Origin of the sequence: Chitinimonas koreensis (assembly GCF_014353015.1) — a bacterium.
Classification (GTDB): Bacteria; Pseudomonadota; Gammaproteobacteria; order Burkholderiales; family Chitinimonadaceae; genus Chitinimonas; species Chitinimonas koreensis.
In genome coordinates this window covers 4,448,289-4,472,933 of record NZ_CP060704.1, presented here as the reverse complement: position 1 = coordinate 4,472,933, position 24,645 = coordinate 4,448,289, and the positions used below count along the sequence as shown (strand labels likewise).

Below are 24,645 nucleotides of genomic sequence, written 5' to 3'. Positions count from 1 at the left end.
GGCGGGGTTTCGTTTTGCTGCGTTGGCCTGGATCGAGAAGAAGGATGCTGGCAGGTCGGTCGGGTTTTACACCCGACACGCCCTGTCGATCGAGGGGCCCGCAGGTCGGACTGAAGTCCGACCTGGCCGAGGCGGTGGACGGACATCCTCCGTCTCAGCGGCCGGCCTCCGGGATCGGCTCGCCGCGCGTCTTCCACAGCGAGTAGCCGACGCCGGCGGCCAGGAGGCCGAAGGTCACGCCGAGCGAGACCGGCGAGGGAATCTTGATCGCCAGGTTGACCAGGAAGATCTTCACGCCGATGAACACCAGCACCACCGCCAGCGCGTACTTGAGGTAGTGGAAGCGGTGCACCATGGCCGCCAGCGCGAAGTACAGCGCGCGCAGGCCGAGGATGGCGAAGATGTTCGAGGTGAACACGATGAAGGTGTCGGTGGTGATGGCGAAGATCGCCGGCACGCTGTCGACCGCGAAGATCAGGTCGGTCAGCTCGACCATGATCAGCGCCAGCAGCATCGGCGTGGCCCACCAGACCTGGCGGCCGGGCTGCTTGGGATGGTCGGCGCGGACCAGGAAGTGCTTGCCGTGGAACTCGGGCGTGACGCGCAGGTGGCCGCGCAGCCAGGCCAGCATGCGGTTGTCGGCCAGGTCGGTCTCGTCGTCCTTCATGAACAGCATCTTCACGCCGGTGAACACCAGGAAAGCGCCGAACAGGTAGAGCACCCACATGAACTGGTGGATCAGCGCGGCGCCGAGGCCGATCATCGCGCCGCGCATCACGATGGCGCCGAGGATGCCCCAGAACAGCACGCGGTGCTGGTAGAGCCGCGGCACGGCGAAGTAGGTGAAGATCAGGCTGATGACGAACACGTTGTCCATCGACAGGCTCTTCTCGACCAGGAAGCCGGTCAGGTAGTCCATGCCGGCCTGGGCGCCGAGCGCGTACCAGACCCAGCCGCCGAACAGGAGGCCGGCGCTGATGTAGAAGGCCGACAGCTTGAGGCTCTCCTTGACGCCGATCTCGTGGTCCTTGCGGTTGAGCACGCCGAGGTCGAGCACCAGCAGGATCACCACCACGGCGGCGAAGAGGCCCCACATCCAGAGTGAAACGTTCATCTTGGGAATCCGGTTGGCGGGCCGGCCGTGGGGCCGGCGCCGCGGTTGGAGGCGGCTGGCACGCATGGTCGGCATGCCAGCGGGAGGAGATGCGGCGCCGATCGGTAGGTCGGGCTCTATGCCCGACTGCGACCCGGATCGGCGGCGCTGTCGGGTGTAATACCCGACCTACGGCACCGGATCAGCGCGCCGCCTGGCGCAGCGCGGCGATGCGCGCCTCGATCGGCGGGTGGCTGCTGAACCAGCTGGCCAGGCCGCGGCCGTTGATGCCCGAGGCGGCCATGTTCTTCGGCAGTTCGCCCGCCTCGCGGCCGCCGAGCACCTGCAGCGCGTCGATCATCGGCGCCGGGTTGCCCAAGAGGCGGGCGGCGCCGGCGTCGGCGCGGAATTCGCGCTGGCGCGAGAACCACATCACGATCACGCTGGCCAGGATGCCGAACACGATCTCGAACACGAAGCTGGCGATCATGTAGCCGATGCCGGGGCCGCTGCTTTCCTCGTCGTTGCGGCGCAGGAAGCTGTCGACCAGGTAGCCGGCCACGCGCGACAGGAACACCACGAAGGTGTTCACCACGCCCTGGATCAGCGTCAGCGTCACCATGTCGCCGTTGGCGATGTGGGCCACCTCGTGCGCCAGCACCGCCTCGACCTCGCGCCGGCGCATGGTCTGCAGCAGGCCGGTCGAGACGGCGACCAGCGAGCTGGACTTGCTGGCGCCGGTGGCGAAGGCGTTCGGCGCGCCCTCGTAGATGGCGACCTCGGGCATCGGCAGGTTGGCGCGGGTGGCCAGCTGCTGCACGGTCGACACCAGCCAGGCCTCGTCGGCATTGCGCGGCTGGGTGATGACCTGGGCGCCGGTGCTCCACTTCGCCATGGTCTTGGACATCAGCAGCGAAATGAAGGAACCGCCGAAGCCGATCAGCGCGGAGAAGGCCAGCAGCATGCCGAAGTTCATGCCATTGGCGGTGAGGAAGCGGTCGACGCCCAGCAGGCGGGCGCTGATCGACAGCACCAGCATCACGGCCAGGTTGGTCAACAGGAACAAGACGATGCGTTTCATGGCAGGTCCTCGCTCGGGGAAAAGGCCCGGAAGTGGAAACGTCGGCAGCTTAAGCGATCGAATACGTTGAAAGAATCGAGCGTATCCTGATGGAGTGATCGATTTTTTCGATGGATTGGCGATGGCCCGGGCCGAACTCAACTATAAGCACCTGCATTACTTCTGGACCGTGGCGCACGAGGGTGGGGTGGCGCGCGCGGCCGAACGGCTCGACGTCAGCCCGCAGACCATCAGCGGCCAGCTGTCCAAGCTCGAACGCGACCTCGGCCGCGCGCTGTTCCGCCAGGAAGGGCGGCGGCTGGTGCTGACCGAGGCCGGCCGCGAGGCGCTGCGGCTGGCCGACGAGATCTTCCTGCTCGGCGAGCGGCTGCAGGAGGTGCTGGCCGATCCCGAGCTCGGCCAGGCCGCGCGGCTGGTGGTCGGCATCGCCGATTCGGTGCCCAAGCTGGTGGCCTGGCAGCTGCTGTCGCCGCTGGTCGAATCGACGCCGAACCTGCGGCTGACCTGCCATGAAGGCGAATTCGACGAACTGGTGTCGGCGCTGTCGCGCCACAAGCTCGACGTGGTGCTGTCCGACCGCGATCTCGGCCCGGCCTTGCAGCACCGGCTGCGGGCGCGGCGGGTGGCGGCCAGCCCGATCGGCCTGTTCGCCACCGGCGCGCTGCGCGCGCGCCACGGCGCCGACCTGCGCCAGGCGCCGCTGCTGCTGCCGAGCCGGCGCAGCTCGCTGCGCGCGCGGCTGGAGCGCTGGCTGGAAAGCGAAGGGCTGCGGCCGCCGATCGTCGGCGAATTCGACGACAGCGCCTTGCTCACCACCTTCGGCGGCAACGGCGCCGGCTTCTTCCCGGCCGCCACGGTGCTGGCCGACATGCTGGCGGCGCAATACGGCGCCGAGTTGGTGCGCGAGCTGCCCGAGCTGAGCGAGGACTACTACGCGGTGGCGCCGGCGGCGCGGCTGGCCAATCCGCTGGTGGCGCGGCTGATGGGGATGGAGGCGGCTTAGACGGATGTGCCGACGAGTACAGGAACTGTCGGCGCCGTGCCTTGGGGGATTGGCCGTCGTAGGTCGGGCTTCATGCCCGACAGCGCTGCCGATGAAGATCGCAGTCGGGCGTCAAGCCCGGCCTACGGGGCGGCGCCGCCCAGGATGCGAGTACGAATGCGTCGGAGCGGCTTCAGCCGCGAATGGTGCAGGTCTCGCCCACGCCATTCGCGGCTGAAGCCGCTCCTACGGGTCCATGACGCGTCGTGCGCCGCCGGGACGCAGGCCCCGCTCAGTCGCCGACTACGCAGTCGACGTAGTAATCGCCGCTCTGCTCGTCCTTCACCAGGCCGTGGATGTCGGTCTCGAAGCCGGGGAAGCGCTCGTTGAAGGCGCGGGCGAAGCGCAGGTAGTCGACGATGGTCTTGTTGAAGCACTCGCCGGGGATCAGCAGCGGGATGCCGGGCGGGTAGGGTGTCAGCAGGATCGCGGTGATGCGGCCCTCGAGCTGGTCGAGCGGCACGCGCTCGATCTCGCGGTGGGCCATCTTGCTGAAGGCCTTGGACGGCTTCAGCGCCGGCACCATGTCGCTCAGGTACATCTCGGTGGTCAGCCGCGCCACGTCGCCGGCGCGGTAGACCTCGTGGATCTGCTGGCACAGGTCGCGCAGGCCGACGCGCTCGTAGCGCGGGTGCCTGGCGACGAACTCGGGCAGCACGCGCCACAGCGGCTGGTTCTTGTCGTAGTCGTCCTTGAACTGCTGCAGCTCGGTCACCAGCGTGTTCCAGCGGCCCTTGGTGATGCCGATGGTGAACATGATGAAGAAGCTGTAGAGGCCGGTCTTCTCGACGATGATGCCGTGCTCGGCCAGGTACTTGGTCAGGATCGCGGCCGGGATGCCGGTCTCGTCGAAGCGGCCGTCGACGTCGAGGCCCGGGGTGATGATGGTGGCCTTGATCGGGTCGAGCATGTTGAAGCCGTCGACCAGGCCGCCGAAGCCGTGCCAGCGGTCGTCGGCGCGCAGCACCCAGTCGGAGCGCTCGCCGATGCCTTCCTCGGCCAGGTATTCCGGGCCCCAGACCTTGAACCACCACGAATCGCCGTACTCGTCGTCGACCTTGCGCATGGCACGGCGGAAGTCGAGCGCCTCGGCGATCGATTCCTCCACCAGCGCGGTGCCGCCGGGCGCCTCCATCATCGCGGCGGCCACGTCGCAGCTGGCGATGATCGAGTACTGCGGCGAGGTCGAGGTATGCATCAGGTAGGCCTCGTTGAAGCGGTGGCGGTCCAGCTGCCGCGTCTGCGATTCCTGCACCAGGATCTGCGAGGCCTGGCTCAGGCCGGCCAGCAGCTTGTGGGTGCTCTGGGTGGCGAACACCATCGCGTCCTTGGAACGCGGCCGGTCGCGGCCGATCGCGTGCATGTCGCGGTAGAAGTCGTGGAAGGCCGCGTGCGGCAGCCAGGCTTCGTCGAAGTGCAGGGTGTCGATGGTCTCGCCCAGCACGTCCTTGATCATCTCGACGTTGTAGAGCACGCCGTCGTAGGTCGACTGGGTGATGGTGAGGATGCGCGGCTTGTTGCCGGGCCGTTTCTCCAGCGCCTCGCGGGCGAAGGGGTTGGCCTCGATCTTCTGGCGGATGGTGTCGGGCTGGAATTCGGACAGCGGGATCGGGCCGATGATGCCGAAGTGGTTGCGCGTCGGCATCAGGAACACCGGGATCGCGCCGCACATCATGATCGAGTGCAGGATCGACTTGTGGCAGTTGCGGTCGACCACCACGATGTCGCCGGGCGCCACGGTGGCGTGCCACACCATCTTGTTGCTGGTGCTGGTGCCGTTGGTGACGAAGAACAGGTGGTCCGAGCCGAAGATGCGCGCGGCGTTGCGCTCGCTGGCGGCCACCGGGCCGGTGTGGTCGAGCAGCTGGCCCAGTTCGTCGACCGAGTTGCAGACGTCGGCGCGCAGCATGTTCTCGCCGAAGAACTGGTGGAACATCTGGCCGACCGGGCTCTTGAGGAAGGCGACGCCGCCGGAGTGGCCGGGGCAGTGCCAGCTGTAGGAGCCGTCTTGGGCGTAGTGCAGCAGCGCGCGGAAGAACGGCGGGGCCAGCGAGTCGAGGTAGTGCTTGGCTTCGCGCACGATCGAGCGGGCGACGAACTCGGGGGTGTCCTCGAACATGTGGATGAAGCCGTGCAGTTCGCGCAGCACGTCGTTGGGGATATGGCGGCTGGTGCGCGTCTCGCCGTACAGGAAGATCGGGATGTCGGCGTTCTTGAAGCGGATCTCCTCGACGAAGGCGCGCAGGTTCTTGATCGCGGCGGTCTCCTCGCCCGGCGCGCTGCCGATGAATTCCTCGTCGTCGATCGACAGGATGAAGCTCGAGGCGCGGCTCTGCTGCTGGGCGAAGCCGGTGAGGTCGCCGTAGCTGGTCACGCCCAGCACCTCGAAGCCTTCCTGCTCGATGGCGTTGGCCAGCGCGCGGATGCCGAGGCCGCTCGAATTCTCGGCGCGGAAGTCTTCGTCGATGATCACGACGGGGAAGCGGAATTTCATCGGGCAATCTCCAGATTCGGCTTGCGGGGCCGCTGCATTGTCTGTTTCAAACGCGACGCGCGCATGACGCGTCCCGGGCGGGGGCGGATGCCCGCGGTCGGCCGGGGCGAAGCCCCGGTCCGGAAAAGCACCGGGGCCGTATCGCGTATGGATACGGCCCCGTCGCATGGGTTCTCGGGTCGGTCGATAGGCCGCTTCGTCGCGGGTCCGCTCAAGCCTGCGGCACGGTCTCGGCGAAGGCCGGCCGTTGCGCGAGCTTGTCGGCGAATTTCGCCAGGTTGGGGTAGGGGCCGCGCCAGTCGATCTCGGCGAAGCGCAGGTCGAGGTAGCCGAGGCAGCAGCCGACCGCGATGTCGGCCAGCGTATAGCCTTCGCCATTGCACCAGCTGCGTTCGGCCAGGTCCTCGCTCAGCATCTTGAGGCCGGCCTCGACCTTGCCGAGCTGGCGCGCGATCCAGTCGGCGTCCTGCTTGGCGGCCGGCCGCTTGCGCTCTAGCACCACCGCGATGCCGGCGTCGCAGATGCCGTCGGCCAGCGCCTCCCAGCGCTTCACCTGGACCGCCTTGCGGTGCTCGCTCGGCACCAGCCGCGACACCGGCGTGAGGTGGTCGAGGTAGTCGACGATGACGCGCGAGTCGAACAGCGTCGAGCCGTCGTCGAGCACCAGCACCGGTACCTTGCCCAGCGGATTGAAGTTCGGCACCTGGCTGTCGGCGTTCCACGGGATGTCGACCGTCAGCGGGCAGTCGATGCGCTTCTCGTGCAGGACGATGCGTACCTTGCGGGCGTAGGGACTGGTCAGCGAGGCGATCAACTTCATGGCATTGACAACCGTGGGCGGGAAAACGGGATTCTATTGAAGCGCGCGGGGCGCGGCCAGTTGGACGCTCGTACTGTCTCGACGCCCCAACAGGCCGGCGGGCCTGCGCCGCGGCGAGCGGCGGAAGGCCGGCGGCACGCGGCCGCGACGCGCAGTGTGCAGCGCTTTGCTGCACTGCGCAATGCGCTGTGGCGGGCGCGCCACGCAGGGGTAATCGCACCGGCTTCCGACACCTTGGGTAGGAGCGGCTTCAGCCGCGAATCGTTGGTCATTCCACCGTTGCCATTCGCGGCTGAAGCCGCTCCTACGGGGGGCGGTCGTGCCTCAGCCGCGCGGCAGGCCGAAGGCGATCAGCTCGCCGACGCGCCGCGCCGGCAGCTGGAATACCTGCTCGAGCCGTTCCGGCGTCAGCGTCGCCGCCGGCGGGCCGGCGGCGGCCAGCCGGCCGCCGTCGAGCAGCCAGGCCTGGTCGGCGTAGTGCAGCGCCAGGTTCACGTCGTGCAGGCAGGCCACCACGCTCAGCGCCAGCTTGCGCACCAGTTCGTGCAGGCCGGCCAGCAGGGTGTGCTGGTGGCGCGGGTCGAGCGCCGCGGTCGGCTCGTCGAGCAGCAGCAGCGCCGGCCCGCGCGCGGCGGCGGCGCAGGCCTGCACCAGCACGCGGGCGAGCTGGGCGCGCTGGCGCTCGCCGCCCGACAGGCTGGTGTAGCGCCGCTCGGCCAGCGCGGCGGCGTCGGTCAGCCGCAGCACGCTGTCGATCAGGCCGTCGAGCTCGGCGGCGGGGATGTCGGGGAAAGGCGTACCGCCGAGCCGCGCCACCTCGCGCACGCTGAAATCGAACTCGAGCGTGCTCGACTGCGGCAGCAGCGCGCGCCGGCGCGCCAGCGTCGCGGCATCGGCCGCCAGCAGGTCGAGGCCGTCGAAGCTGCAGCGGCCGGCCTGCGGCCGCAGTTCGCCGGCCGCCACGGCCAGCAGGCTGGACTTGCCGGCGCCGTTGGGGCCGAGCAGCACGGTGAGCCGGTGCTGCGGCGCGTCGGCGCTGAAACCGTCGAGCACGCGGCGGCCGTCGCGGTCGAGCTGGAGCTGGGACAGGGTGAGCATGGCCGCATCTTAGGGGCTGGACGGTGGGTTGCGGCAAGCGCGGAAGGCCTGCCGCCGCTCCGCGGCCGATGTAGGCGCGGCTTCAGCCGCGAACGACCATGGCGGGATAGCCACGATTCGCGGCTGAAGCCGCTCCTACGCAACCCTCGACTACGGCGGCGCCGGCGACCGGCAGAGCGCAGCGACATGCCTGGCAGTAGGTGCAACGGAGCGCGAACGAGCGCCCGCGAGGCCCCCTCGCGGCGGCGAGGGCGGGGGGAGTCGGGATGAAACAGGGCTGGCCGCTGGTCGAGCACTCGCATTCCATCAACCCCCGGCTTTGCCGGGGGCTGCGCCGCAGCCTCAGCAAGTCACACCGCGGCGCAAATCCACGAGGCTAGCGCAGGCGTTCCGCCACCAGCTCGATCCAATGCCGCACCGGCGTATCGGTACCGGCCTGCAGATGGGTCTGGCAGCCGATGTTGGCCGTGGCGATCGCCGGCGGCTGGCCGGCCTCGAGTTTGGCCAGCTTGTCGTTGCGCAGCTGCCGCGCCAGCGCCGGCTGCAGGATCGAATAGGTGCCGGCCGAGCCGCAGCACAGGTGGCTGTCGGCCACCGGCAGCAGCACGTAGCCCAGCCGCTCCAGCATCCGCTCGACCAGCGGCCGGCGGCGCAGGCCATGCTGCAGGCTGCATGGCGCGTGGAAGGCCAGCCGCGGCTCGGCCGGCGGGGCCAGCCGCGGCAGCAGGCGGTCGAGCCGCTCGCTGACCAGCTCGGCCAGGTCGCGCGTGCCGGCCGCCACCCGCTGGGCCGAATGCGCGCACGGCTCGTCGGCCAGCAGCTTGCCGTAGTCGGCGACGGTGGCGCCGCAGCCGCTGGCGCTCGACACGATGCCGGCAGCGCCGCGGTCGAGGCCGGCCGCGCAGGCCTCGACCAGCCGGCGCATGTCGGCGCGGCCGCGTTCGGCGTCGTTGAGGTGCCAGGCCACCGCGCCGCAGCAGCCGCGCACCGGTTCGAGCGCGATGCCGCAAGCCGCCAGCACGCGCGCCGCGGCGGCGTTGATCGACGGCGCCAGCGACGGCTGCACGCAGCCCTCCAGGATCAGCCAGCGTTCCAGGCCTTCGGCGGCGGCCGGCCGGCGGGTGTTGCCGCGCGCCGGCAGGCTGGCGGTCAGGCCCGGCAGCAGGGGCCGCGCCAGCCGGCCCAGCGCCACCGTGCCGGCGAACAGCGGCCGGTTGCGCAGCAGGCGCTTGAGCAGGCCGCGCCGGAAGCGTTCGGCCAGCGGCCGCGGCTGCTGCGCCTCGAGCCAGTGGCGGCCGATGTCGGCCAGCCGGTGGTAGTCGACGCCCGACGGGCAGGTGGTCTCGCAGGCGCGGCAGGTCAGGCAGCGGTCGAGGTGATGGCGGGTCTGCGCGCCGACCGGTTGGCCTTCGAGCAGCTGCTTGATCAGGTAGATGCGGCCGCGCGGGCTGTCGAGCTCGTTGCCGGTCAACTGGTAGGTCGGGCAGGTGGCGAGGCAGAAGCCGCAGTGCACGCAGCGGCGCAGGATGGCCTCGGCGTCCTGGCCGGCCGCGCTGTCGGCGAACGGAGGGGCGATGCGGGTCTGCACGGTTCAGGGCTCCGCGGCGGGGCGGTTGAGGATGCCGGCCGGGTCGAAGGCCGCGCGCAGCCGGTGCTGGATCGCCGCGACGGTGGCCGGCACCGGCGCGGCCAGTCCGTGCGGATGCAGCCGGGTGGCATGGCCGCCGGCCAGCCGGGCGGCGCCCTGCACCACGCCGGCGGCGTCGAGCGGCGCGTGCAGCCAGCGCAGGCCGCCGGCCCAGTCGATCCACTGGCGGTAGCCGACCAGCAGCGGCGGCGTGGCCTGCGGCAGCGACAGCCGGTACAGCGCCATGCCGGCCGGCGGCGGGTCGAACAGCGGCCTGCGGCGGCCGCGCAGCGCGTCGAACCAGGCCAGGCCGTCGCGGTCGGGCTCGCCGCCGAGCTGCTCGACCGCCGCGGCGACCGCCACCGCGTTGCCCGACAGCCGCAGCCGCAGCAGGCCGTCGGCCCAGGCGGCGCCCGACAGCGGCAGCGGCGCCGCGCTCCACTGGTTGGCGCGCAGGATCGCCTCGGCCTGCGACAGTTCGAACACCAGCACCTGCTCGGCCTCGGGCCGCGGCAGCACCCGCAGGTGGGCCTCGACGATGGCGCCGAAGCGGCCCAGGCCGCCGACGCAGGCGCGCGCGACGTCGAAGCCGGCCACGTTCTTCATCACGCGGCCGCCGAAACGCAGCAGCTCGCCGCGGCCGTCGACCAGCGTCAGCCCGAGCAGGTGGTCGCGCAGGCTGCCGGCCCAGGGCCGGCGCGGGCCGCTCCAGCCGGTGGCGAGCGCGCCCCCGACCGTCGCGCGGCCGCCGAAGGTCGGCGGCTCGCTGGCCAGCATCTGGCTGGAGCCGGCCAGCAGCGCGTCGAGTTCGGCGACCGGGGTGCCGGCACGCACGCTGACCACCAGCTCGCTCGGCGCGTAGTCGATCACGCCGGCATGGCCGGCCAGCGTCAGCGCTTCGCCCATGACCGGCGGCAGGCCGGCCAGCTTGCTGGCGTTGCCCTGCAGCGCCAAGGGGTGCCCGCGGCGGCGGCGGCGCGGAGGCGGGCTTGCAGATCCTGGACGAAATCGGACATCAGAACCTTGGCAGGTCGGGATGGGGCAGCTGGCCGCCGTGCACGTGCATGCGGCCGTATTCGGCGCAGCGGTGCAGCGTCGGGATCAGCTTGCCGGGATTGAGCAGGCCGCGCGGGTCGAACGCCGCCTTCAGCGCGGCGAACCGGCCGAGCTCGGCCGCGTTGAACTGGGCGCACATGGCGTCGAGCTTTTCCACGCCGATGCCGTGTTCGCCGCTGATCGCGCCGCCCTCGGCCACGCACAGCGCGGCGATGGCGGTGCCGTAGCGCTCGGCGGCGGCGAGCTGGCCGGGCTGGTTGGCGTCGAACAGGATCAGCGGATGCAGGTTGCCGTCGCCGGCGTGGAACACGTTGATGCAGGCCAGGCCGTGTTCGCGGCCGAGCGCGGCGATGCCTTCGAGCACCCGGCCGATGGCGGCGCGCGGGATGCTGCCGTCCATGCAGTAGTAGTCGGGCGACAGCTTGGCGGCGGCCGGGAAGGCGGCCTTGCGGCCGGCCCAGAAGGTCTGCCGCTCGGCCTCGGACTGCGACACGCGCAGGCCGTCGGCGCCGGCGGCGCGCAGGATCGCGCTCATCCGCTCGATGTCGGCGGCGACCTCCTCGGGCGTGCCGTCGGCCTCGCACAGCAGCATCGCGGCGGCGTCGACCGGGTAGCCGGCGCGCAGGAAGTCCTCGACCGCGCGCACCGTCGGCTGGTCCATCATTTCCAGCGCGGCCGGGATCAGGCCTCCGGCGATCAGGCTGGCGACGCCGTCGGCGGCGGCGCCGACGGTCGGGAAGCTGGCCAGGATCACCCGCGCCAGCTGCGGCCGCGGCAGCAGCTTGACGGTGACCTCGGTGACCACCGCCAGCAGGCCCTCGCTGCCGATCAGCAGGCTCAGGAGGTCGTCGCTTGGCGAATCGAGCGTGGCGCCGCCGAGTTCGAGCAGCTCGCCCTCGACCGTGAGCGCGCGCAGGCCGAGCACGTTGTGCACGGTCAGCCCGTATTTCAGGCAGTGGATGCCGCCGGCGTTCTCGGCCACATTACCGCCGATCGAGCAGGCGATCTGGCTCGACGGATCGGGCGCGTAGTACAGCCCGTAGGGCGCGGCGGCCTCGGAGATCGCCTGGTTGCGCACGCCGGGCTGCACGCGGGCCAGCCGCGCCAGCGCGTCGATCTGCACGATGGCCTTCATGCGGCTCAGCCCGAGCAGCAGGCCGCCTTCGACCGGCATGGCGCCGCCCGACAGCCCGGTGCCCGAGCCGCGCGCCACCACCGGCACGCCGTGCGCATGCGCCAGCCGCAGCACCGCGGCGGCCTCGGCCTCGTTGCCGGGCAGCGCGACGGCCAGCGGCAGCGTGCGGTAGGCCGACAGCGCGTCGCACTCGAAGGCGCGCAGGCGCTCGCGATCGGCGATGACCGCGTCGGCGGGCAGCAGGGTGCGCAGTTGGGCGAGGAAGTCGGTGGACATCGGGAATGGATTTGAAAGGCGCGGAGGGTGGTGCGGCCGATCTTGCAATCTAGTCCACCGGCCGGGGGCGGGCCAATGGGGAATACCCGCGCGGCGTTGCATTGCGGTGTGGTATGCGCCACAACGTGGGAGGTGTGAGGTGTGAGGTGTGAGGTGTGAGGGGACCGGGCCGCTGATGGGTTCGTAGGTCGGGCTTTATGCCCGACCGCGCCGCCAATCAAGGTCGCCGTCGGGCATAAAGCCCGACCTACAATCAACCCCGCGCGGCTGTGGCGGACGGGACGAAGGGCGGGAGAAAAATGATGCGCGTAGGACTGTACGCAAGCTGCCTGGCCGACCTGCTGCGCCCCGGCGTGGCGATGGCGGCGCTCGAGCTGCTGGAAGCGGCCGGTTGCGAGGTGGTGGTGCCCGAGCAGAGCTGCTGCGGCCAGCCGGCCTACAACGGCGGCGAGCGCGCGCTGGCGCGGCGGCTGGCGATCCAGGCGATCGAACGCTTCGAAGATTGCGATTACGTGGTGCTGCCGTCGGGTTCCTGCGCCGGCATGATGCGGCGCCACTACGGCGCGCTGCTGGCGGGCGGCGATCTGGCGCCCGGGCGCGTGGACGCGTTCGCCGCCAAGGTCCACGAGCTCGCCGACTTCCTGGTCACGGTGCTCGACTACCGCCCGGCCGCGCGGCTCGCGGCCACGGCGAGCTACCACGACGGCTGCGCCGGTTTGCGCGAGCTCGGCGTCAAGGCGCAGCCGCGCGCGCTGCTGGCGCAAGTGGAGGGGCTGGAATTGCGCGAGATGGCCGAGGCCGAGCAGTGCTGCGGCTTCGGCGGCAGCTTCGCGGCCAAGTATCCGGAGATTTCGTGCGCGATCGCCGACAAGAAATGCGCGGCGCTGGCCGCGACCGGCGCCGACACGCTGATCGCCGGCGACCTCGGTTGCCTGCTGCACCTCGAAGGCCGGCTGCGCGCTCGTGGCGATAAACGCACCCGGCTGGTGCATTTCGCCGAGGTGCTGACCGGCCGTGCCGAGCGCTGACGCGCTACGGTGAACGGTGGTGTGATGGGGTCAATGCAAACACTTTCACCGCAGAGGACGCGGAGAGAGGCGAGCCTGCCGCGACGAGCAATCAGAAACCGCTCAACCCGCCGCGTCCTTCGCGTCCTCTGCGGTGAGACTTGGCCTGTGCCGACGATCCGCCGAGTACCGCTTCCGGGGATCGTCAGCAGGCTCTGCCTCCACTAGCTGGTCGTTTCAGCCAGTTTGTCTCTTGCCTGCTGGTAGGCGCTGACGGCCGCCGCGGCGAAGCGGTTGCTGGCGAAGTTGGCGACCTGGCGCGTGGCCTTGGACATCGAGTCGTAGGCGCAGCCGCTGACGCACAGCGCGCGCTTGATCGGCTGGCCGACCGCCTCGGGCTGGCCGTTGAGGCCGGCCAGCAGGCTGCGCTGCTGCTCGGCCCAGGTGCGCTCGACCAGATGCATCGCGTCGGTCAGCGCCGACACCTGCGCCACGAACAGCGCGCAACCGAGCTGCAGGCTCTGGTCGACGTGCTGCTCGAGCCGTTCGGCCGGATCGGCTTCGCCCGACACGGCGCGGAACCAGTCGCGGCAGCCGTCGTACTGGGTCGAGATCAGCCGCTCGAGGTTGCGGTTGGCCAGGTCGGCGCCTTCGTTGAGGAATTCCAGATGCTGGTCGAGCCTCGGTAAGGCCCAAGCGGCGGTAGGGGCGTTCATCGTAGTTCCCGTTGGAGAGCTTGTCCTTTCACTCGCCTACCGGCTGGAAGCGACGTGAAATCAGCACTTTGTAAGTGCATGGTGCACCGCACTAAGGCGCGCAGTCTAGGCCGCTGCGCGGACAAGTCAATCGGCCGAACGTGAATAATGACGATGGCGTGACGCGGCGGATCAGCCCCAGGCCGCGTCCTGATTGATGCCGACGAAGCGCAGGCCGTCCTGGTCGGCCTCCAGGTAACCGCCGGTGCCGCCGTACCAATCCGGCAACACCCAGCGCTCGCGCCGTCCATGCTGCACCTCATGATGGTGCATGGCCGGCCGGTGGGTATGGCCGTGGATCAGGTGGGCGCCCGGGTATTGCGCCAGCAGCGTGGTCACCGCGTAGGGGTTCACGTCCATGATGTCGAGCGCCTTTTCGCGCTTGGCCATCTCGCTGGCGGCGCGGATGCGGGCGATCTCGGCGCGCCGCTCGCCGAGCGGCCGGGCCAGGAAGGCGGCCTGCCAGGCCGGCTGGCGCACGGTGGCGCGGAACTGCTGGTAGGCGGCGTCGTCGGTGCACAGCGCGTCGCCGTGGCTCAGCAAAAGGCGCCGGCCGCCGATCTCGACCAGGGTCGGGTCGGCCAGCAGCGTCGCGCCGGCGGCGGCGGCGAAGGCCGGGCCGAGCAGGAAATCGCGGTTGCCGTGCATCAGGTGGACAGCGGTGCCGGCCTCGGCCAGCGCCCGCAGCTCGGCCGCCACGCCGGCGTTGAACGGATCGTCGTCGTCGTCGCCGGCCCAGTATTCGAAGATGTCGCCCAGCAAGTAGAGCGCGGCCGCCTGCCGCGCCGGGCCGTGCAGGAATTCGGCGAAGGCGGCCCGGGTGGCCGGATCGGAATCGGACAGGTGCAGGTCGGAAGCGAACAGCAGGGGTCGGGTCATGGCGGCGCCGCAATGCAAAACGGCGCGGATGCCCGCGCCGTAGGTCGAAATGGAGGCCGATCAGGCCAGCTCGGCCTTCTCGATCACGACGTCCTCGTTCGGCACGTCCTGATGGAAGCCCTTGGAGCCGGTCTTCACGCCCTTGATCGCGTCGACCACCTCGGTGCCCTCGACCACCTTGCCGAACACGCAGTAGCCGAAGCCCTGCGGCGTGGCGGAGGTGTAGTTCAGGAAGTGGTTGTTGGCGACGTTGATGAAGAACTGCGCGCTGGCCGAGTGCGGATCGGGCGTACGGGCCATGGCGACGGTGTACTGCTCGTTCTTCAGGCCGTTGGCAGCCTCGTTCTCGACCGGGTCGCGGGTCGGCTTCTGGTTCATGCCGGGGCGAAGCCGCCGCCCTGCACCATGAAGCCGTCGATCACGCGGTGGAAGATGGTGCCGTCGTAATGGCCGGATTTCACGTATTCGACGAAGTTGGCCACCGTCTTCGGCGCCTTGGCCTCGTCGAGCTCGATGCCGATCAGGCCGTGGTTGGTGGTGAGGTTGACGCGCATGGGGAGTCCTTTCTCGTAGCGCTGGCGACTATTGCGCCGGTTGGGGCGCCGGGGCCGGGACGGGCTTGGCCGGCTTGGCGATGCGGGTATCGGGGATGGGCTTGGCGAGCGTGATCAGGATCGGCTTGTTCGGCACGTCCGACATGCCGTTGGCCATGCCGGTCGGCTCGGCGGCGATCTTCTGCACCACGTCCATGCCGCGCACCACCTTGCCGAACACCGCGTAGCCCCAGCCGCGCGGGCTTTCCTCGCGGTAGTCGAGGCGGGTGTTGTCGACCAGGTTGATGAAGAACTGCGCATTGGCCGAGTGCGGCTCCATGGTGCGCGCCATCGCCAGCGTGCCCGTGACGTTGGAGAGGCCGTTCTTGGCTTCGTTCTGGATCGGCGCCTCGGTCGGCTTTTCCTGCATGTCTGGGGTGAAGCCGCCGCCCTGGGCGACGAAGCCCGGGATCACGCGGTGGAAGATGGTGCCGTTGTAATGGCCCTTCTTCACGTACTTGAGGAAGTTCTCGACGCTTTTGGGCGCCTTGTCGGGATAGAGCTCGACGTCGATGTCGCCCAGATTGGTCGACAGCCGCACCAGCGGGTTGGCGGCCAGCACGGCGGGCATGGCCAGCAGTGCGATCAGGCTCAAACACAGTCGCTTCATTTGCATCCTCCGGCTTGGAATCGGCGGCGATGTTAGCACGGCCCATGGCCGGCCTCGCCCGTCGGATCAGACACCAGTATCGGTCATGGCGATGCGGTCCCGGCCACGGCATGCGACGGCCGGCATGGCGACGCGCGGGGAGCCGGCGGCGCGAAATCGCCCACGACAGGCGGCCGCGACAGGCTCTAGAATGGCCGTCCCTCCAAATCCACGTCGGGAGAAGACCCATGGACAAGCTGATTACCGAATTCGATCGCGCCCTGCGTACCGTGTTCGCGCCGGCTGCCAGCGTGCGTCCGCATCCCGACGCGCGGCTCGACGAGGCCGAGCTCGATGCCGGGCAGAAGCGGCATGCGGCCGGCCTGATGCGGGTCAACCACTGCGGCGAGGTCTGTGCCCAGGCGCTCTACCAGGGCCAGGCGCTGACCGCGCGCGATGCGCGTACGCGCGAGTCGCTGCGCGCGGCGGCCCACGAGGAGGTCGAGCATCTTGCGTGGACCGAGCGCCGCATCGGCGAGCTCGGCGGTCGCAAGAGCGTGCTCAATCCCCTGTGGTACGCCGGTTCGCTGGCGCTGGGCGTCACGGCCGGGCTGATCGGCGACCGCTGGAATCTCGGCTTCCTGGCCGAGACCGAGCGCCAGGTCGGCGAACACCTCGAAAGCCATCTCGGCAGCTTGCCGGCGGATGACGCCAAGAGCCGCGCCATCGTCACGCAGATGCACGCCGACGAGACCGCGCACGCCGAGACCGCCGTGGCGCTGGGCGCCGCTGAGTTGCCGCCGCCGGTCAAGTCCGCCATGCGGGCGATGTCCAAGGTGATGACGACGCTGTCGTACCGCATGTAGCGCCTGGCATAAGCTTGCAAGCGTCCGCGTAAAGGTAAGCGGTGGAGCAGGCGCCCGGCAAAGCCGTGCGCTTGCGATTGGAGCGCGCTCGTAGAGCGGCGCTCCGATTCAACCCGACTCGCCCCGCCCTCGCCGCCCCGGGGTCCCCGCAATAGTTAGAGACTTTGCGGGGTGGGCCAGAGGGAGCCTCGCTGACGCTCGTTTGCGCTTCGTGGCTCGCGGGCTAGGCGCTCAGACCGGTCGAAATCGCGGCTCTAACCCACCCAATACTTAAATCAACAGGTCCGCCCGCCGCTTGTATCGTGAACGGCATCCGCGTCCTATTGCGCGTAGGCAACGTCAGTCGACCCGGCAGCGGGACGGACCCGACCAGAACAAAGGCTTCCCATGTTCCGCTTCCGTTTCGACGGGCTGTGGCGGCATCCCGACTTTCTGCGCCTGTGGCTCGCGCAGGGGATTTCCGACTTCGGCTCCTATATCACGCTGCTCGCGCTGCCGCTGACCGCGGCCATCCTGCTCGAAGCCACGCCGATGCAGATGGGCGTGCTGACCGCCATCGAGGTGCTGCCGTTCGCGCTGTTCAGCCTGCACGCCGGCGTATTGATCGACCGCGCCCGGCGCATGCCGCTGATGCTGGGGCGCGATCTCTTGTGCGCCGCCGCGCTGCTGGTGGTGCCGCTGGCCGCCTGGGGCGGCTGGCTCGGCATGCCGGTGCTGTGGGCGGTCGGCTTCGTCTGCCTCACCGGCGAGGTGATCGGCGGCTCTGCGCACCAGAGCTATGTCGCCACGCTGATCGGCAAGGGCCGGCTGGTCGAGGCGCACAGCAAGTTCATGACCACCGGCTCGACCGCCCAGGTCTGCGCACCGGGGCTGGCCGGCATGCTGATCCATTGGCTGACGGCGCCGGTCGCCATCCTGTTCGACGCGTTCAGTTTCCTGGTCTCGGCCTTCATCCTGACGCGCATCCGTGCAATCGAGCCGGCGCCGCTGCCGCGCGCCGCCAGCGTGTCGGTGTGGCACGAGATCAAGGAAGGACTGCGGCTGGTGCGCGACCTGCCGGTACTGCGCGCCTTCGCCATCCAGACCGCGCTGTGGCAGCTGCTCAGCCATATGCTGGCCGCGGCGCTGGTGCTGTTCGCCACCCGCGAGCTCGGCCTCGACGCGGCGCGGATGGGCGCGGCCTACATGCTCGGCGGGGCCGGCAGCCTGCTGGCGGCGCTGAGCGCGGAGCGGCTCGGCGCCTGGCGCGGCGTCGGCCCGATGGTGGGCTGGGGTTTCGTCGCCACCGCGCTGGCCTGGCTCGGCTTCGCCGCCATCCCGGCCGGCAGCGCGACGCCGATGCTGTGGTTCAGCCTGTGCCAGGGACTGTTCGGCTTCGGCACGACGCTGTTTTCGATCCACTACCTGGCCGCGCGCGCTGCGATCACGCCCGATGCGCTGCTGGGCCGCATGATCGCCACCATGCGCTTCCTCACCGTGGCGCCGGCCCCGTTCGGGGCACTGGCCGGCGGCGTGCTGGCGACGGCGCTCGGCCTGCGCGGCGCGATCGCCACCATCGGGCTGCTCGCCGTCGTGCTGGCCTGGCACGCGCTCAAGCGCTCGCCGGCCCGGCTTCTGATCACCCTGCCGGCCCATCGAGAAGAGCAGCCGGCACTGGAGCCGGTGGAGCGTCGGGAGGGGCGTCCGCGCTGGTGGATTGACGATATGAAAAAGACCGCCTGCGCGGCGGCCCTGTCGTGTTTGATGCGCGGATCAGGCTTCGACGATCTCGAAGTCGTGGCTGATCTCGGCCGTCTTGCCCAGCATGATCGAGGCCGAGCAGTACTTCTCGGCCGACAGGTCGATCGCGCGCTTGACCTGCTCGGGCTTCAGATTGCGGCCCTTGACCACGAAGTGCATGTGGATGCGGGTGAATACCTTGGGCTCGGTCTCGGCGCGCTCGGCCTCGAGCTGCACGTCGACGTCGACCACGTCGGCGCGACCCTTGCGCAGGATGCTGACCACGTCGAAGGCAGTACAGCCGCCGGTGCCCATCAGCACCATCTCCATCGGCCGCGGGCCGAGGTTCTGGCCGCCGGCGGCCGGTGCGCCGTCGAGCAGCACCGAGTGGCCCGACTCGCTCTGGGCCAGGAAGCTGACGTTCTCGATCCACTTGATGCGTGCACGCATCGCTTGCTCCTTAGATAGATATGAAGGGTGGCGGGAAAGGTCCGATATTGCCGCATTGCGGCATCAGCGAACCATGACATTGGGTCGGAAGTTACGGATCTGTAGCCCTGGGCCGGGAAAATGCCGATTTGAGCGACTTTTCGATGTAACTTTATTCCGGTTCAGCAGATTTATGGCGCACTGCACAAAAAAGCACTTGCGGCAGCCGTAAGTTTCGCGTAGCATACGAACTGCATTGAGGCTGCGCACGCAATGTGTGTGCTTTGATGTTGTCTCCTCCATCCTCCTTCTTTGGTGGAATTACGCGCAAGCCCCAACGGCTTGCGCTTTTTTTTGCCCATTCCCGCGGGCGGCCTGCGCGAGGCCCAGGAAGGCTCGGCGCACGGTGCGAGGCGGCATTGCCGCGCATGACGAATGGCGGTTTGACAGCCCTTTGTTTTTTCAAATAGAATGCGCGACTTTCCGTAAATCGAACGAATCTGGAAGAGCCGTATGAAGACCTTCTCCGCCAAGCCGCACGAGGTTCAGCGCGACTGGTTTGTGGTCGATGCCACCGACAAGGTGCTCGGCCGCCTCGCCGCTGAAATCGCCCAACGCCTGCGTGGCAAGCACAAAGCCATCTACACCCCTCACGTCGACACCGGTGATTTCATCGTGGTCGTCAACGCAGGCAAGCTGCGCGTGACCGGTGACAAGGCCCAGCAAAAGAAATATTTCCGTCACTCGGGCTACCCGGGTGGTATCTACGAGCGCTCCTTCACCGAAATGCAGGAACGCTTCCCCGAGCGTCTGATCGAGAAGGCCGTCAAGGGCATGCTGCCCAAGGGCCCGCTCGGTTACGCCATGATCAAGAAACTCAAGGTCTACGCTAGCGCCGAGCATCCGCACGCTGCGCAAAAGCCGCAAGTCCTTGATATCTAATCGATAAGAGACAAGGACAATCAACATGGTTGGCAAGTATTACTACGGTACCGGTCGCCGCAAGAGCTCGGTGGCTCGCGTGTTCCTGACCAAGGGCAACGGCAAGATCGTCGTCAACGGCAAGCCGCTCGACGAGTACTTCTCGCGCGAAACCGGCCGCATGGTCGTGCGTCAGCCGCTGGCGCTGACCGAGAACCTCGAAGCCTTCGACATCCTGGTCAACGTGACCGGCGGTGGCGAAACCGGCCAGGCCGGCGCCCTGCGCCACGGCATCACCCGCGCGCTGATCGAATTCGACGCCGCGCTCAAGCCCGCACTGTCGAGCGCCGGCTTCGTGACCCGCGATGCCCGTGAAGTCGAGCGTAAGAAGGTCGGTCTGCGCAAGGCCCGCCGCGCCAAGCAGTTCTCGAAGCGCTAAGTCGCAAGATTCGTTCGAGTACGTCGGCGCAAGCCGGAAGAGGTCGCCAGCATCGCTGGCGGCCTTTTTGCTTTTCTCCATCCATCTGTCATGGATGCGTGCGCGGGCGGATCGGCGAATCGTTGTATCATCGCGCTTCTTTGTCATTTCTACACAAGGGAAACTGGGCATGGTCAAGGTCGGCATCGTCGGCGGCACGGGCTACACCGGCGTCGAACTGATGCGCCTGCTGGCGCGTCATGGCGGAGTGGAGCTCAAGGCGATCACCTCGCGCAAGGAAGCCGGCATGCCGGTGGCCGAAATGTTTCCCAGCCTGCGCGGCCACGTCGACCTGGCATTTGCGACACCGGCCGAGGCTGCGCTCGAGCAGTGCGACGTGGTGTTCTTCGCCACTCCGAACGGGATCGCCATGGGCGAGGCCGAGGCGCTTCTGGCGGCCGGCGTGAAGGTGATCGACCTGGCGGCGGACTTCCGCATCAAGGACGTCGCCGAGTGGGAGAAGTGGTACGGCATGTCGCACGCCTCGCCGCGCCTGGTGGCCGATGCGGTCTACGGCCTGCCCGAGGTCAACCGCGAGCAGATCCGTAACGCGCGCCTGATCGCCAACCCGGGCTGCTATCCGACCGCGGTGCAGCTCGGCTACCTGCCGCTGGTCGAGGCAGGCGTGGTCGAGCTGTCGGGTCTGATCGCCGACTGCAAGTCCGGCGTGTCCGGCGCCGGCCGCAAGGCCGAGGTGCATACGCTGATGTGCGAGGCCGGCGACAACTTCAAGGCCTACGGCGTCGGCGGCCACCGCCACCTGCCCGAGATCCGCCAGGGTCTGGCCCGCATGGCGGGCGCGCCGGTCGGGCTGACCTTCGTGCCGCACCTGACGCCGATGATCCGCGGCATCCACGCCACCCTCTATGCCCGTCTCACGCGCGACGTCGACGTGCAGGCGCTGTTCGAACAGCGCTATGCCAATGAGCGCTTCGTCGACGTGCTGCCGGCCGGCAGCACGCCCGAGACGCGTTCGGTGCGCGGCGCCAACACCTGCCGCATCGCGGTGCACCGTCCGCAGGGCGGCGACACCGTAGTGGTGCTGTCGGCGATCGACAACCTGGTCAAGGGCGCGGCCGGCCAGGCGATCCAGAACATGAACCTGCTGTTCGGCCTGCCCGAGGGGCAGGGCCTCGACGTGGTGCCGCTGCTGCCGTGATCGGGCGCTGGAAACGCCGCGGCAACCACCTGGCGACCGCGCGGCTCGCGGTCAAGCGCCACCTGCCCTGGTATGCGCGCATCGGCCTGGCCTTCCTGCTGGCGCTGGTGCTGGCGGCGCTCGGTTTCGGCATCTACCGCTACGGCGAGCACGAGGGCCGGCGCGATCCCAATGCGCTGCTGGCCGTCCAGGGCGCCTCGGTCGAGGCGAGCCGGCTCGCCGCCGACCTGGCCGAAGCACGCCAGCGGGCGGCCGGCATGGAGCAGCAGATCCGGCTGGAGACCGCCACGCGCGAGACCTTGGCGCGCCAGATCCAGCAACTGCAAGGCGACAATGGCAGCCTGCGCGAGCAGATCGCCTTTTACGAATCGCTGTTGACCAAGACCGACCGGGCGCCGGCACTGGCGGTCGAGATGTTCCGCGTCGAGCCGGTCGGTCCGGGTCGCTACCGCCTGCGGGCGATCCTGGTGCAGGGGCAGTCGAGCCAGGAGGCCTTCAAGGGCGAGATCGATTTCCGCCTGGTGACCGAGCGCGGCGGCCATCGCGAGACCCTGAACTGGCCGCAGCCGCGCCTGCCGCTGACCGTGTCGCGCTTCACCCGCATCGAGCGCGAGACCGAACTGCCGGCCGATGCCAAGCTCCGCCAGGTGGAGCTGCGCGTGTACGGCTCCGGCGAGGCGCGCGCCCGGCTCTCCCGCATCTACGACGTGAAAGGATGACCCGTGTTCGGTAGCAACAAGCAGAAGGCGACCAACCGCATCGACAGCCTGATCGGGCTGGAAACCCGCATCGAGGGCGACATGCTGTTCACCGGCGGTCTGCGCGTCGACGGCGAGATCGTCGGCAACGTGACCGCGCTCGACAACAAGCCGAGCACCCTGGTGGTGAGCGAGAAGGCCCGCATCAAGGGCACCGTGCGCGTGGCCCACCTGGTGCTCAACGGCACGGTCGAAGGGCCGATCCATGCCAGCCAGTACCTCGAGCTGCAGTCGAAATGCCGCGTCAACGGCGACGTCCACTACACCACGCTGGAGATGCACCCGGGCGCGGTGGTGGCCGGCCAGCTGATCCATATCGCCGCCGGCGAGGGCAAGGCCGCCGCGCTGCCGCCGCCGAAGGCCAAGGACAAGGACAACAAGCCGCGCGCCGAGCTGCCGCCGGTTGAATCCACCGAGCGCTGACCCCATATACATAGCTGACCAGGCCGCAGACCCTTTCGCCGAAAGGGTTAACAAGCGCCACCGAAGCGCGGATAATCGCGCCTAAATCATTGAATCGTCTGGAGTCCCCCATGAACGCCCCCGATATGGCCACGCCCTTCGTGTTCACCGACAACGCCGCCGCCAAGGTGGCCGACCTGATCGCCGAAGAAGGCAATCCCGACCTGAAGCTGCGCGTCTTCGTGACCGGCGGCGGCTGCTCGGGCTTCCAGTACGGCTTCACCTTCGACGAGATCGCCAACGACGACGACTCGGCCTACACCAAGAACGGCGTGACGCTGCTGATCGATCCGATGAGCTACCAGTACCTGGTCGGCGCCGAGATCGACTACGTCGAGAGCATCGAGGGCTCGCAGTTCACCATCAAGAACCCGAACGCGACCTCGACCTGCGGCTGCGGCTCATCGTTCTCGGCCTGACCGCAATACGGCGCGTATTGCGCCGCGATTGTCCGAACCGGCCTGCTCAGGCCGGTTTTGCATTCCGGGACGCGCCAGCCGTTCGCAGCACTGCCTGCAGGAGCGGCTTCGGCCGCGAATGGTGGAAATGCGTGGCGCGCTTTCGCGGCTAAAGCCGCTCCTGCATGGGTATCCGTCGCGCTCGGCCTCTGTGCGCCGGAAAAACAGAACGCCCCGGCATGCCGGGGCGTTTCGTTTTGCCTGAGGCGGGCAGGGCGTCCTGGGCCTTACTTCGGCGCCATCCGCAGCGCGCCGTCGAGGCGGATCACCTCGCCGTTCAGCATCGGGTTGCCGACGATGGCCGCCACCAGGTCGGCGTATTCGGCCGGCTCGCCCATGCGCGAAGGGAAGGGGATCGAGGCGCCGAGGCTGTCCTGCACTTCCTGCGGCAGGCCGGCCATCATCGGCGTCTTGAAGATGCCGGGGGCGATGGTCATCACGCGGATGCCGAAGCGCGCCAGCTCGCGCGCGGCCGGCAGGGTCATGCCGACGATGCCGGCCTTGGAGGCGCTGTAGGCGCACTGGCCGATCTGGCCGTCGAAGGCCGCCACCGAGGCGGTGTTGATGACCACGCCGCGCTCGCCGGTCGGATGCGGCGCCTGCTTGCTCATCGCCTCGGCGGCCAGCCGCAGCAGGTTGAAGCTGCCGACCAGGTTGACGTCGATCACGCGCTTGAAGCTGTCGAGCAGGTGGGCGGCTTCCTTGCCGACCACCTTTTCGCCATGGACCACGCCGGCACAGTTGACCAGCGCGTCGAGCCGGCCGAAACGCTCGCCGGCCAGCGCCACGGCGGCACGGCAGGCCGCCTCGTCGGTGACGTCGGCGCGGGCGAAGGCCGCATTGGCGCCGAGCTCGGCCGCCAGCGCCTCGCCGGCATCGGCGTTGCGGTCGGCGATCACGACCCGGCCGCCGGCCGCCACCGCCATGCGCGCCACCGCGGCGCCGAGGCCCGAGGCGCCGCCGCTGACCAGAAATACGCTGTCCTTGAGTTGCATCGTGTCGTCTCCTGTTCTCGTGGAACGGTTCTGTGGAAAGAGTCCGCGCTGCGCGCGGGATCGGCGCCGCCTTCGTGGGGCGGCCGCCGCGATGGGGGCATGGCGGCCTGGGCCGGCCTGCGGCGCCGATTGTACTCCGCCGGCCTCTTCCGCCGGCCGGAACGACAAGGGCCCATCGGATGACGGGCCCTTGCGGTGCGATGCGCGCTGCGCTGCCTACTTCTTCAGTACCAGGTCCAGCATGCGGTCGGCCAGCTCGCTCGGCGACTGGCTGCCGTCACGGCGGTACCACATGATGGTCCAGTGCAGGCCGCCCAGCAGCAGCTTGCGCAGCAGCCGGGTGTCCTGGTGCACCAGGCCGGCCGCGGCGGCTTCGTCGAGCACCTGCTGCCAGTCGCGCTCGTAGGCGTCGCGCAGCTTGATCAGCTCGGTGCGCGCCTTGTCCGACAGGCTCGGCCACTCGTACAGCAGGACCGACAGCGCGCCCTTGTCGTCGCCCAGCAGGGTGTCGAGGTGGACGCGGAACACCGTGCGCAGCCGATCCAGCGGCGTCTTGGCCGCGGCCAGCGCGTCCTCGAGCCGGTCGGTCAGGTCGCCGATGCCGGCCGCCATCACCGCCACCAGCATCTCTTCCTTGGTGCGGAAGTGATAGAACAGGCTGCCCGACTGCATGCCCACCGCCTGGGCCAGGTCCCGCACCGTCGTCCGCTCGTATCCCTGTTCCTTGAACAGCCGGCTGGCCGCCGTGATGAGTTCGGCCCGGCGTGTCTTCTCTTCTTGAGTGGTCATGACTTTTTTCTGGCTGATACAGCCCTGATCGAGGGCGAATGCAGCATTTTATACGCATTCGTCCAT

General features: G+C 69.1%; 23 protein-coding genes and 2 pseudogenes. 10 read left to right on the top strand and 15 right to left on the bottom strand.

Features of this window, described 5'->3' with window-relative positions; all coding sequences use genetic code 11:
• Positions 1-154: 154 nt before the first annotated feature.
• Both H9L41_RS18785 and htpX read right to left on the bottom strand, forming a co-directional pair.
• Positions 155-1,114, bottom strand: a complete 960-nt coding sequence (locus H9L41_RS18785) for a TerC family protein (protein WP_034606135.1) — start codon at positions 1,112-1,114, stop codon at positions 155-157.
• A 181-nt stretch (positions 1,115-1,295) separates the two neighbouring features.
• Positions 1,296-2,174, bottom strand: a complete 879-nt coding sequence (gene htpX, locus H9L41_RS18780) for a protease HtpX (protein WP_028445115.1) — start codon at positions 2,172-2,174, stop codon at positions 1,296-1,298.
• 121 nt (positions 2,175-2,295) lie between these two features.
• On the opposite strand from htpX, the gene H9L41_RS18775 reads away from it, so the two are divergent.
• Complete coding sequence (locus H9L41_RS18775) at positions 2,296-3,177, top strand: LysR family transcriptional regulator (protein ID WP_028445116.1); 882 nt, start codon at positions 2,296-2,298, stop codon at positions 3,175-3,177.
• Between the two features lie 271 nt (positions 3,178-3,448).
• Here the strand turns inward: H9L41_RS18775 and H9L41_RS18770 are convergent, their stop codons facing one another.
• The 6 genes from H9L41_RS18770 to H9L41_RS18745 all read right to left on the bottom strand — a co-directional run bounded on the left by H9L41_RS18770 (position 3,449) and on the right by H9L41_RS18745 (position 11,722).
• Positions 3,449-5,710, bottom strand: a complete 2,262-nt coding sequence (locus H9L41_RS18770) for an arginine/lysine/ornithine decarboxylase (protein WP_028445117.1) — start codon at positions 5,708-5,710, stop codon at positions 3,449-3,451.
• A 211-nt stretch (positions 5,711-5,921) separates the two neighbouring features.
• Positions 5,922-6,530 carry a glutathione S-transferase gene (locus H9L41_RS18765; protein WP_028445118.1) on the bottom strand — a complete coding sequence of 203 codons (609 nt, stop codon included), beginning with the start codon at positions 6,528-6,530 and terminating at the stop codon, positions 5,922-5,924.
• Between the two features lie 324 nt (positions 6,531-6,854).
• Positions 6,855-7,628, bottom strand: a complete 774-nt coding sequence (locus H9L41_RS18760) for an ATP-binding cassette domain-containing protein (RefSeq protein ID WP_051318773.1) — start codon at positions 7,626-7,628, stop codon at positions 6,855-6,857.
• A gap of 376 nt (positions 7,629-8,004) precedes the next feature.
• Entirely contained in the window at positions 8,005-9,216 is a 1,212-nt protein-coding gene (gene glcF, locus H9L41_RS18755) for a glycolate oxidase subunit GlcF (protein WP_028445119.1), read from the bottom strand.
• Between the two features lie 3 nt (positions 9,217-9,219).
• Complete coding sequence (gene glcE / locus H9L41_RS18750) at positions 9,220-10,209, bottom strand: glycolate oxidase subunit GlcE (protein ID WP_265583839.1); 990 nt, start codon at positions 10,207-10,209, stop codon at positions 9,220-9,222.
• A gap of 61 nt (positions 10,210-10,270) precedes the next feature.
• A complete protein-coding gene (locus H9L41_RS18745) occupies positions 10,271-11,722 on the bottom strand; it encodes an FAD-linked oxidase C-terminal domain-containing protein (protein WP_028445121.1) in 1,452 nt (483 codons plus the stop codon).
• 302 nt (positions 11,723-12,024) lie between these two features.
• On the opposite strand from H9L41_RS18745, the gene H9L41_RS18740 reads away from it, so the two are divergent.
• On the top strand, positions 12,025-12,750 hold the full coding sequence (locus tag H9L41_RS18740; protein WP_028445122.1) for a (Fe-S)-binding protein: 726 nt from the start codon (positions 12,025-12,027) through the stop codon (positions 12,748-12,750).
• A gap of 203 nt (positions 12,751-12,953) precedes the next feature.
• Here H9L41_RS18740 and H9L41_RS18735 read toward each other — a convergent pair whose 3' ends face one another.
• The 4 genes and pseudogenes from H9L41_RS18735 to H9L41_RS18720 all read right to left on the bottom strand — a co-directional run bounded on the left by H9L41_RS18735 (position 12,954) and on the right by H9L41_RS18720 (position 15,566).
• Positions 12,954-13,445 (bottom strand): hypothetical protein, encoded by a 492-nt coding sequence (locus H9L41_RS18735; RefSeq protein ID WP_028445123.1) that lies wholly within the window; start codon positions 13,443-13,445, stop codon positions 12,954-12,956.
• 171 nt (positions 13,446-13,616) lie between these two features.
• A complete protein-coding gene (locus H9L41_RS18730) occupies positions 13,617-14,363 on the bottom strand; it encodes a UDP-2,3-diacylglucosamine diphosphatase (RefSeq protein WP_051318774.1) in 747 nt (248 codons plus the stop codon).
• A gap of 60 nt (positions 14,364-14,423) precedes the next feature.
• Positions 14,424-14,917 (bottom strand): annotated as a pseudogene (locus H9L41_RS18725) (peptidylprolyl isomerase).
• A 28-nt stretch (positions 14,918-14,945) separates the two neighbouring features.
• A complete protein-coding gene (locus H9L41_RS18720) occupies positions 14,946-15,566 on the bottom strand; it encodes a peptidylprolyl isomerase (protein ID WP_051318775.1) in 621 nt (206 codons plus the stop codon).
• A gap of 227 nt (positions 15,567-15,793) precedes the next feature.
• On the opposite strand from H9L41_RS18720, the gene coq7 reads away from it, so the two are divergent.
• Positions 15,794-16,411, top strand: a complete 618-nt coding sequence (gene coq7 / locus H9L41_RS18715; RefSeq protein WP_034606141.1) for a 2-polyprenyl-3-methyl-6-methoxy-1,4-benzoquinone monooxygenase — start codon at positions 15,794-15,796, stop codon at positions 16,409-16,411.
• Between the two features lie 387 nt (positions 16,412-16,798).
• Positions 16,799-17,965: pseudogene (locus H9L41_RS25135) on the top strand (MFS transporter); the annotation flags it as partial.
• Positions 17,966-18,163: 198 nt separating this feature from the next.
• Here H9L41_RS25135 and H9L41_RS18710 read toward each other — a convergent pair.
• Complete coding sequence (locus H9L41_RS18710; protein WP_028445126.1) at positions 18,164-18,580, bottom strand: OsmC family protein; 417 nt, start codon at positions 18,578-18,580, stop codon at positions 18,164-18,166.
• Between the two features lie 492 nt (positions 18,581-19,072).
• Between H9L41_RS18710 and rplM the strand changes: the two genes are divergently transcribed.
• From rplM to erpA, 6 genes are all read left to right on the top strand, one after another.
• Entirely contained in the window at positions 19,073-19,501 is a 429-nt protein-coding gene (gene rplM, locus H9L41_RS18705; protein ID WP_028445127.1) for a 50S ribosomal protein L13, read from the top strand.
• Between the two features lie 25 nt (positions 19,502-19,526).
• The gene (gene rpsI, locus H9L41_RS18700) at positions 19,527-19,919 is read left to right on the top strand and encodes a 30S ribosomal protein S9 (RefSeq protein ID WP_028445128.1); all 393 of its coding nucleotides are present in this window, start codon (positions 19,527-19,529) and stop codon (positions 19,917-19,919) included.
• Positions 19,920-20,088: 169 nt separating this feature from the next.
• Positions 20,089-21,117, top strand: a complete 1,029-nt coding sequence (gene argC, locus H9L41_RS18695) for an N-acetyl-gamma-glutamyl-phosphate reductase (protein ID WP_028445129.1) — start codon at positions 20,089-20,091, stop codon at positions 21,115-21,117.
• On the top strand, positions 21,114-21,836 hold the full coding sequence (locus H9L41_RS18690) for a DUF6776 family protein (protein ID WP_028445130.1): 723 nt from the start codon (positions 21,114-21,116) through the stop codon (positions 21,834-21,836). Before argC ends, H9L41_RS18690 begins: the two co-directional genes overlap by 4 nt.
• A 3-nt stretch (positions 21,837-21,839) precedes the next feature.
• Positions 21,840-22,298 (top strand): bactofilin family protein, encoded by a 459-nt coding sequence (locus tag H9L41_RS18685; RefSeq protein WP_051318777.1) that lies wholly within the window; start codon positions 21,840-21,842, stop codon positions 22,296-22,298.
• Positions 22,299-22,423: 125 nt separating this feature from the next.
• Entirely contained in the window at positions 22,424-22,756 is a 333-nt protein-coding gene (gene erpA / locus H9L41_RS18680; protein WP_211236824.1) for an iron-sulfur cluster insertion protein ErpA, read from the top strand.
• Between the two features lie 266 nt (positions 22,757-23,022).
• Here the strand turns inward: erpA and H9L41_RS18675 are convergent, their stop codons facing one another.
• Positions 23,023-23,790: an SDR family NAD(P)-dependent oxidoreductase gene (locus tag H9L41_RS18675; RefSeq protein WP_028445132.1), complete on the bottom strand. Its 768-nt coding sequence runs from the start codon at positions 23,788-23,790 to the stop codon at positions 23,023-23,025.
• Positions 23,791-24,006: 216 nt separating this feature from the next.
• Positions 24,007-24,579 carry a TetR/AcrR family transcriptional regulator gene (locus tag H9L41_RS18670; RefSeq protein ID WP_157461875.1) on the bottom strand — a complete coding sequence of 191 codons (573 nt, stop codon included), beginning with the start codon at positions 24,577-24,579 and terminating at the stop codon, positions 24,007-24,009.
• Positions 24,580-24,645 lie beyond the last annotated feature (66 nt).

Coding starts and splice junctions, on each gene's coding strand:
- H9L41_RS18785 (WP_034606135.1), bottom strand. CDS start 1,114: ATGAACGTTTCACTCTGGATGTGGGGCCTCTTCGCCGCCGTGGTGGTG.
- htpX (WP_028445115.1), bottom strand. CDS start 2,174: ATGAAACGCATCGTCTTGTTCCTGTTGACCAACCTGGCCGTGATGCTG.
- H9L41_RS18775 (WP_028445116.1), top strand. CDS start 2,296: ATGGCCCGGGCCGAACTCAACTATAAGCACCTGCATTACTTCTGGACC.
- H9L41_RS18770 (WP_028445117.1), bottom strand. CDS start 5,710: ATGAAATTCCGCTTCCCCGTCGTGATCATCGACGAAGACTTCCGCGCC.
- H9L41_RS18765 (WP_028445118.1), bottom strand. CDS start 6,530: ATGAAGTTGATCGCCTCGCTGACCAGTCCCTACGCCCGCAAGGTACGC.
- H9L41_RS18760 (WP_051318773.1), bottom strand. CDS start 7,628: ATGCTCACCCTGTCCCAGCTCCAGCTCGACCGCGACGGCCGCCGCGTG.
- H9L41_RS18745 (WP_028445121.1), bottom strand. CDS start 11,722: ATGTCCACCGACTTCCTCGCCCAACTGCGCACCCTGCTGCCCGCCGAC.
- H9L41_RS18740 (WP_028445122.1), top strand. CDS start 12,025: ATGCGCGTAGGACTGTACGCAAGCTGCCTGGCCGACCTGCTGCGCCCC.
- H9L41_RS18735 (WP_028445123.1), bottom strand. CDS start 13,445: ATGAACGCCCCTACCGCCGCTTGGGCCTTACCGAGGCTCGACCAGCAT.
- H9L41_RS18730 (WP_051318774.1), bottom strand. CDS start 14,363: ATGACCCGACCCCTGCTGTTCGCTTCCGACCTGCACCTGTCCGATTCC.
- H9L41_RS18720 (WP_051318775.1), bottom strand. CDS start 15,566: ATGAAGCGACTGTGTTTGAGCCTGATCGCACTGCTGGCCATGCCCGCC.
- coq7 (WP_034606141.1), top strand. CDS start 15,794: ATGGACAAGCTGATTACCGAATTCGATCGCGCCCTGCGTACCGTGTTC.
- H9L41_RS18710 (WP_028445126.1), bottom strand. CDS start 18,580: ATGCGTGCACGCATCAAGTGGATCGAGAACGTCAGCTTCCTGGCCCAG.
- rplM (WP_028445127.1), top strand. CDS start 19,073: ATGAAGACCTTCTCCGCCAAGCCGCACGAGGTTCAGCGCGACTGGTTT.
- rpsI (WP_028445128.1), top strand. CDS start 19,527: ATGGTTGGCAAGTATTACTACGGTACCGGTCGCCGCAAGAGCTCGGTG.
- argC (WP_028445129.1), top strand. CDS start 20,089: ATGGTCAAGGTCGGCATCGTCGGCGGCACGGGCTACACCGGCGTCGAA.
- erpA (WP_211236824.1), top strand. CDS start 22,424: ATGGCCACGCCCTTCGTGTTCACCGACAACGCCGCCGCCAAGGTGGCC.
- H9L41_RS18675 (WP_028445132.1), bottom strand. CDS start 23,790: ATGCAACTCAAGGACAGCGTATTTCTGGTCAGCGGCGGCGCCTCGGGC.
- H9L41_RS18670 (WP_157461875.1), bottom strand. CDS start 24,579: ATGACCACTCAAGAAGAGAAGACACGCCGGGCCGAACTCATCACGGCG.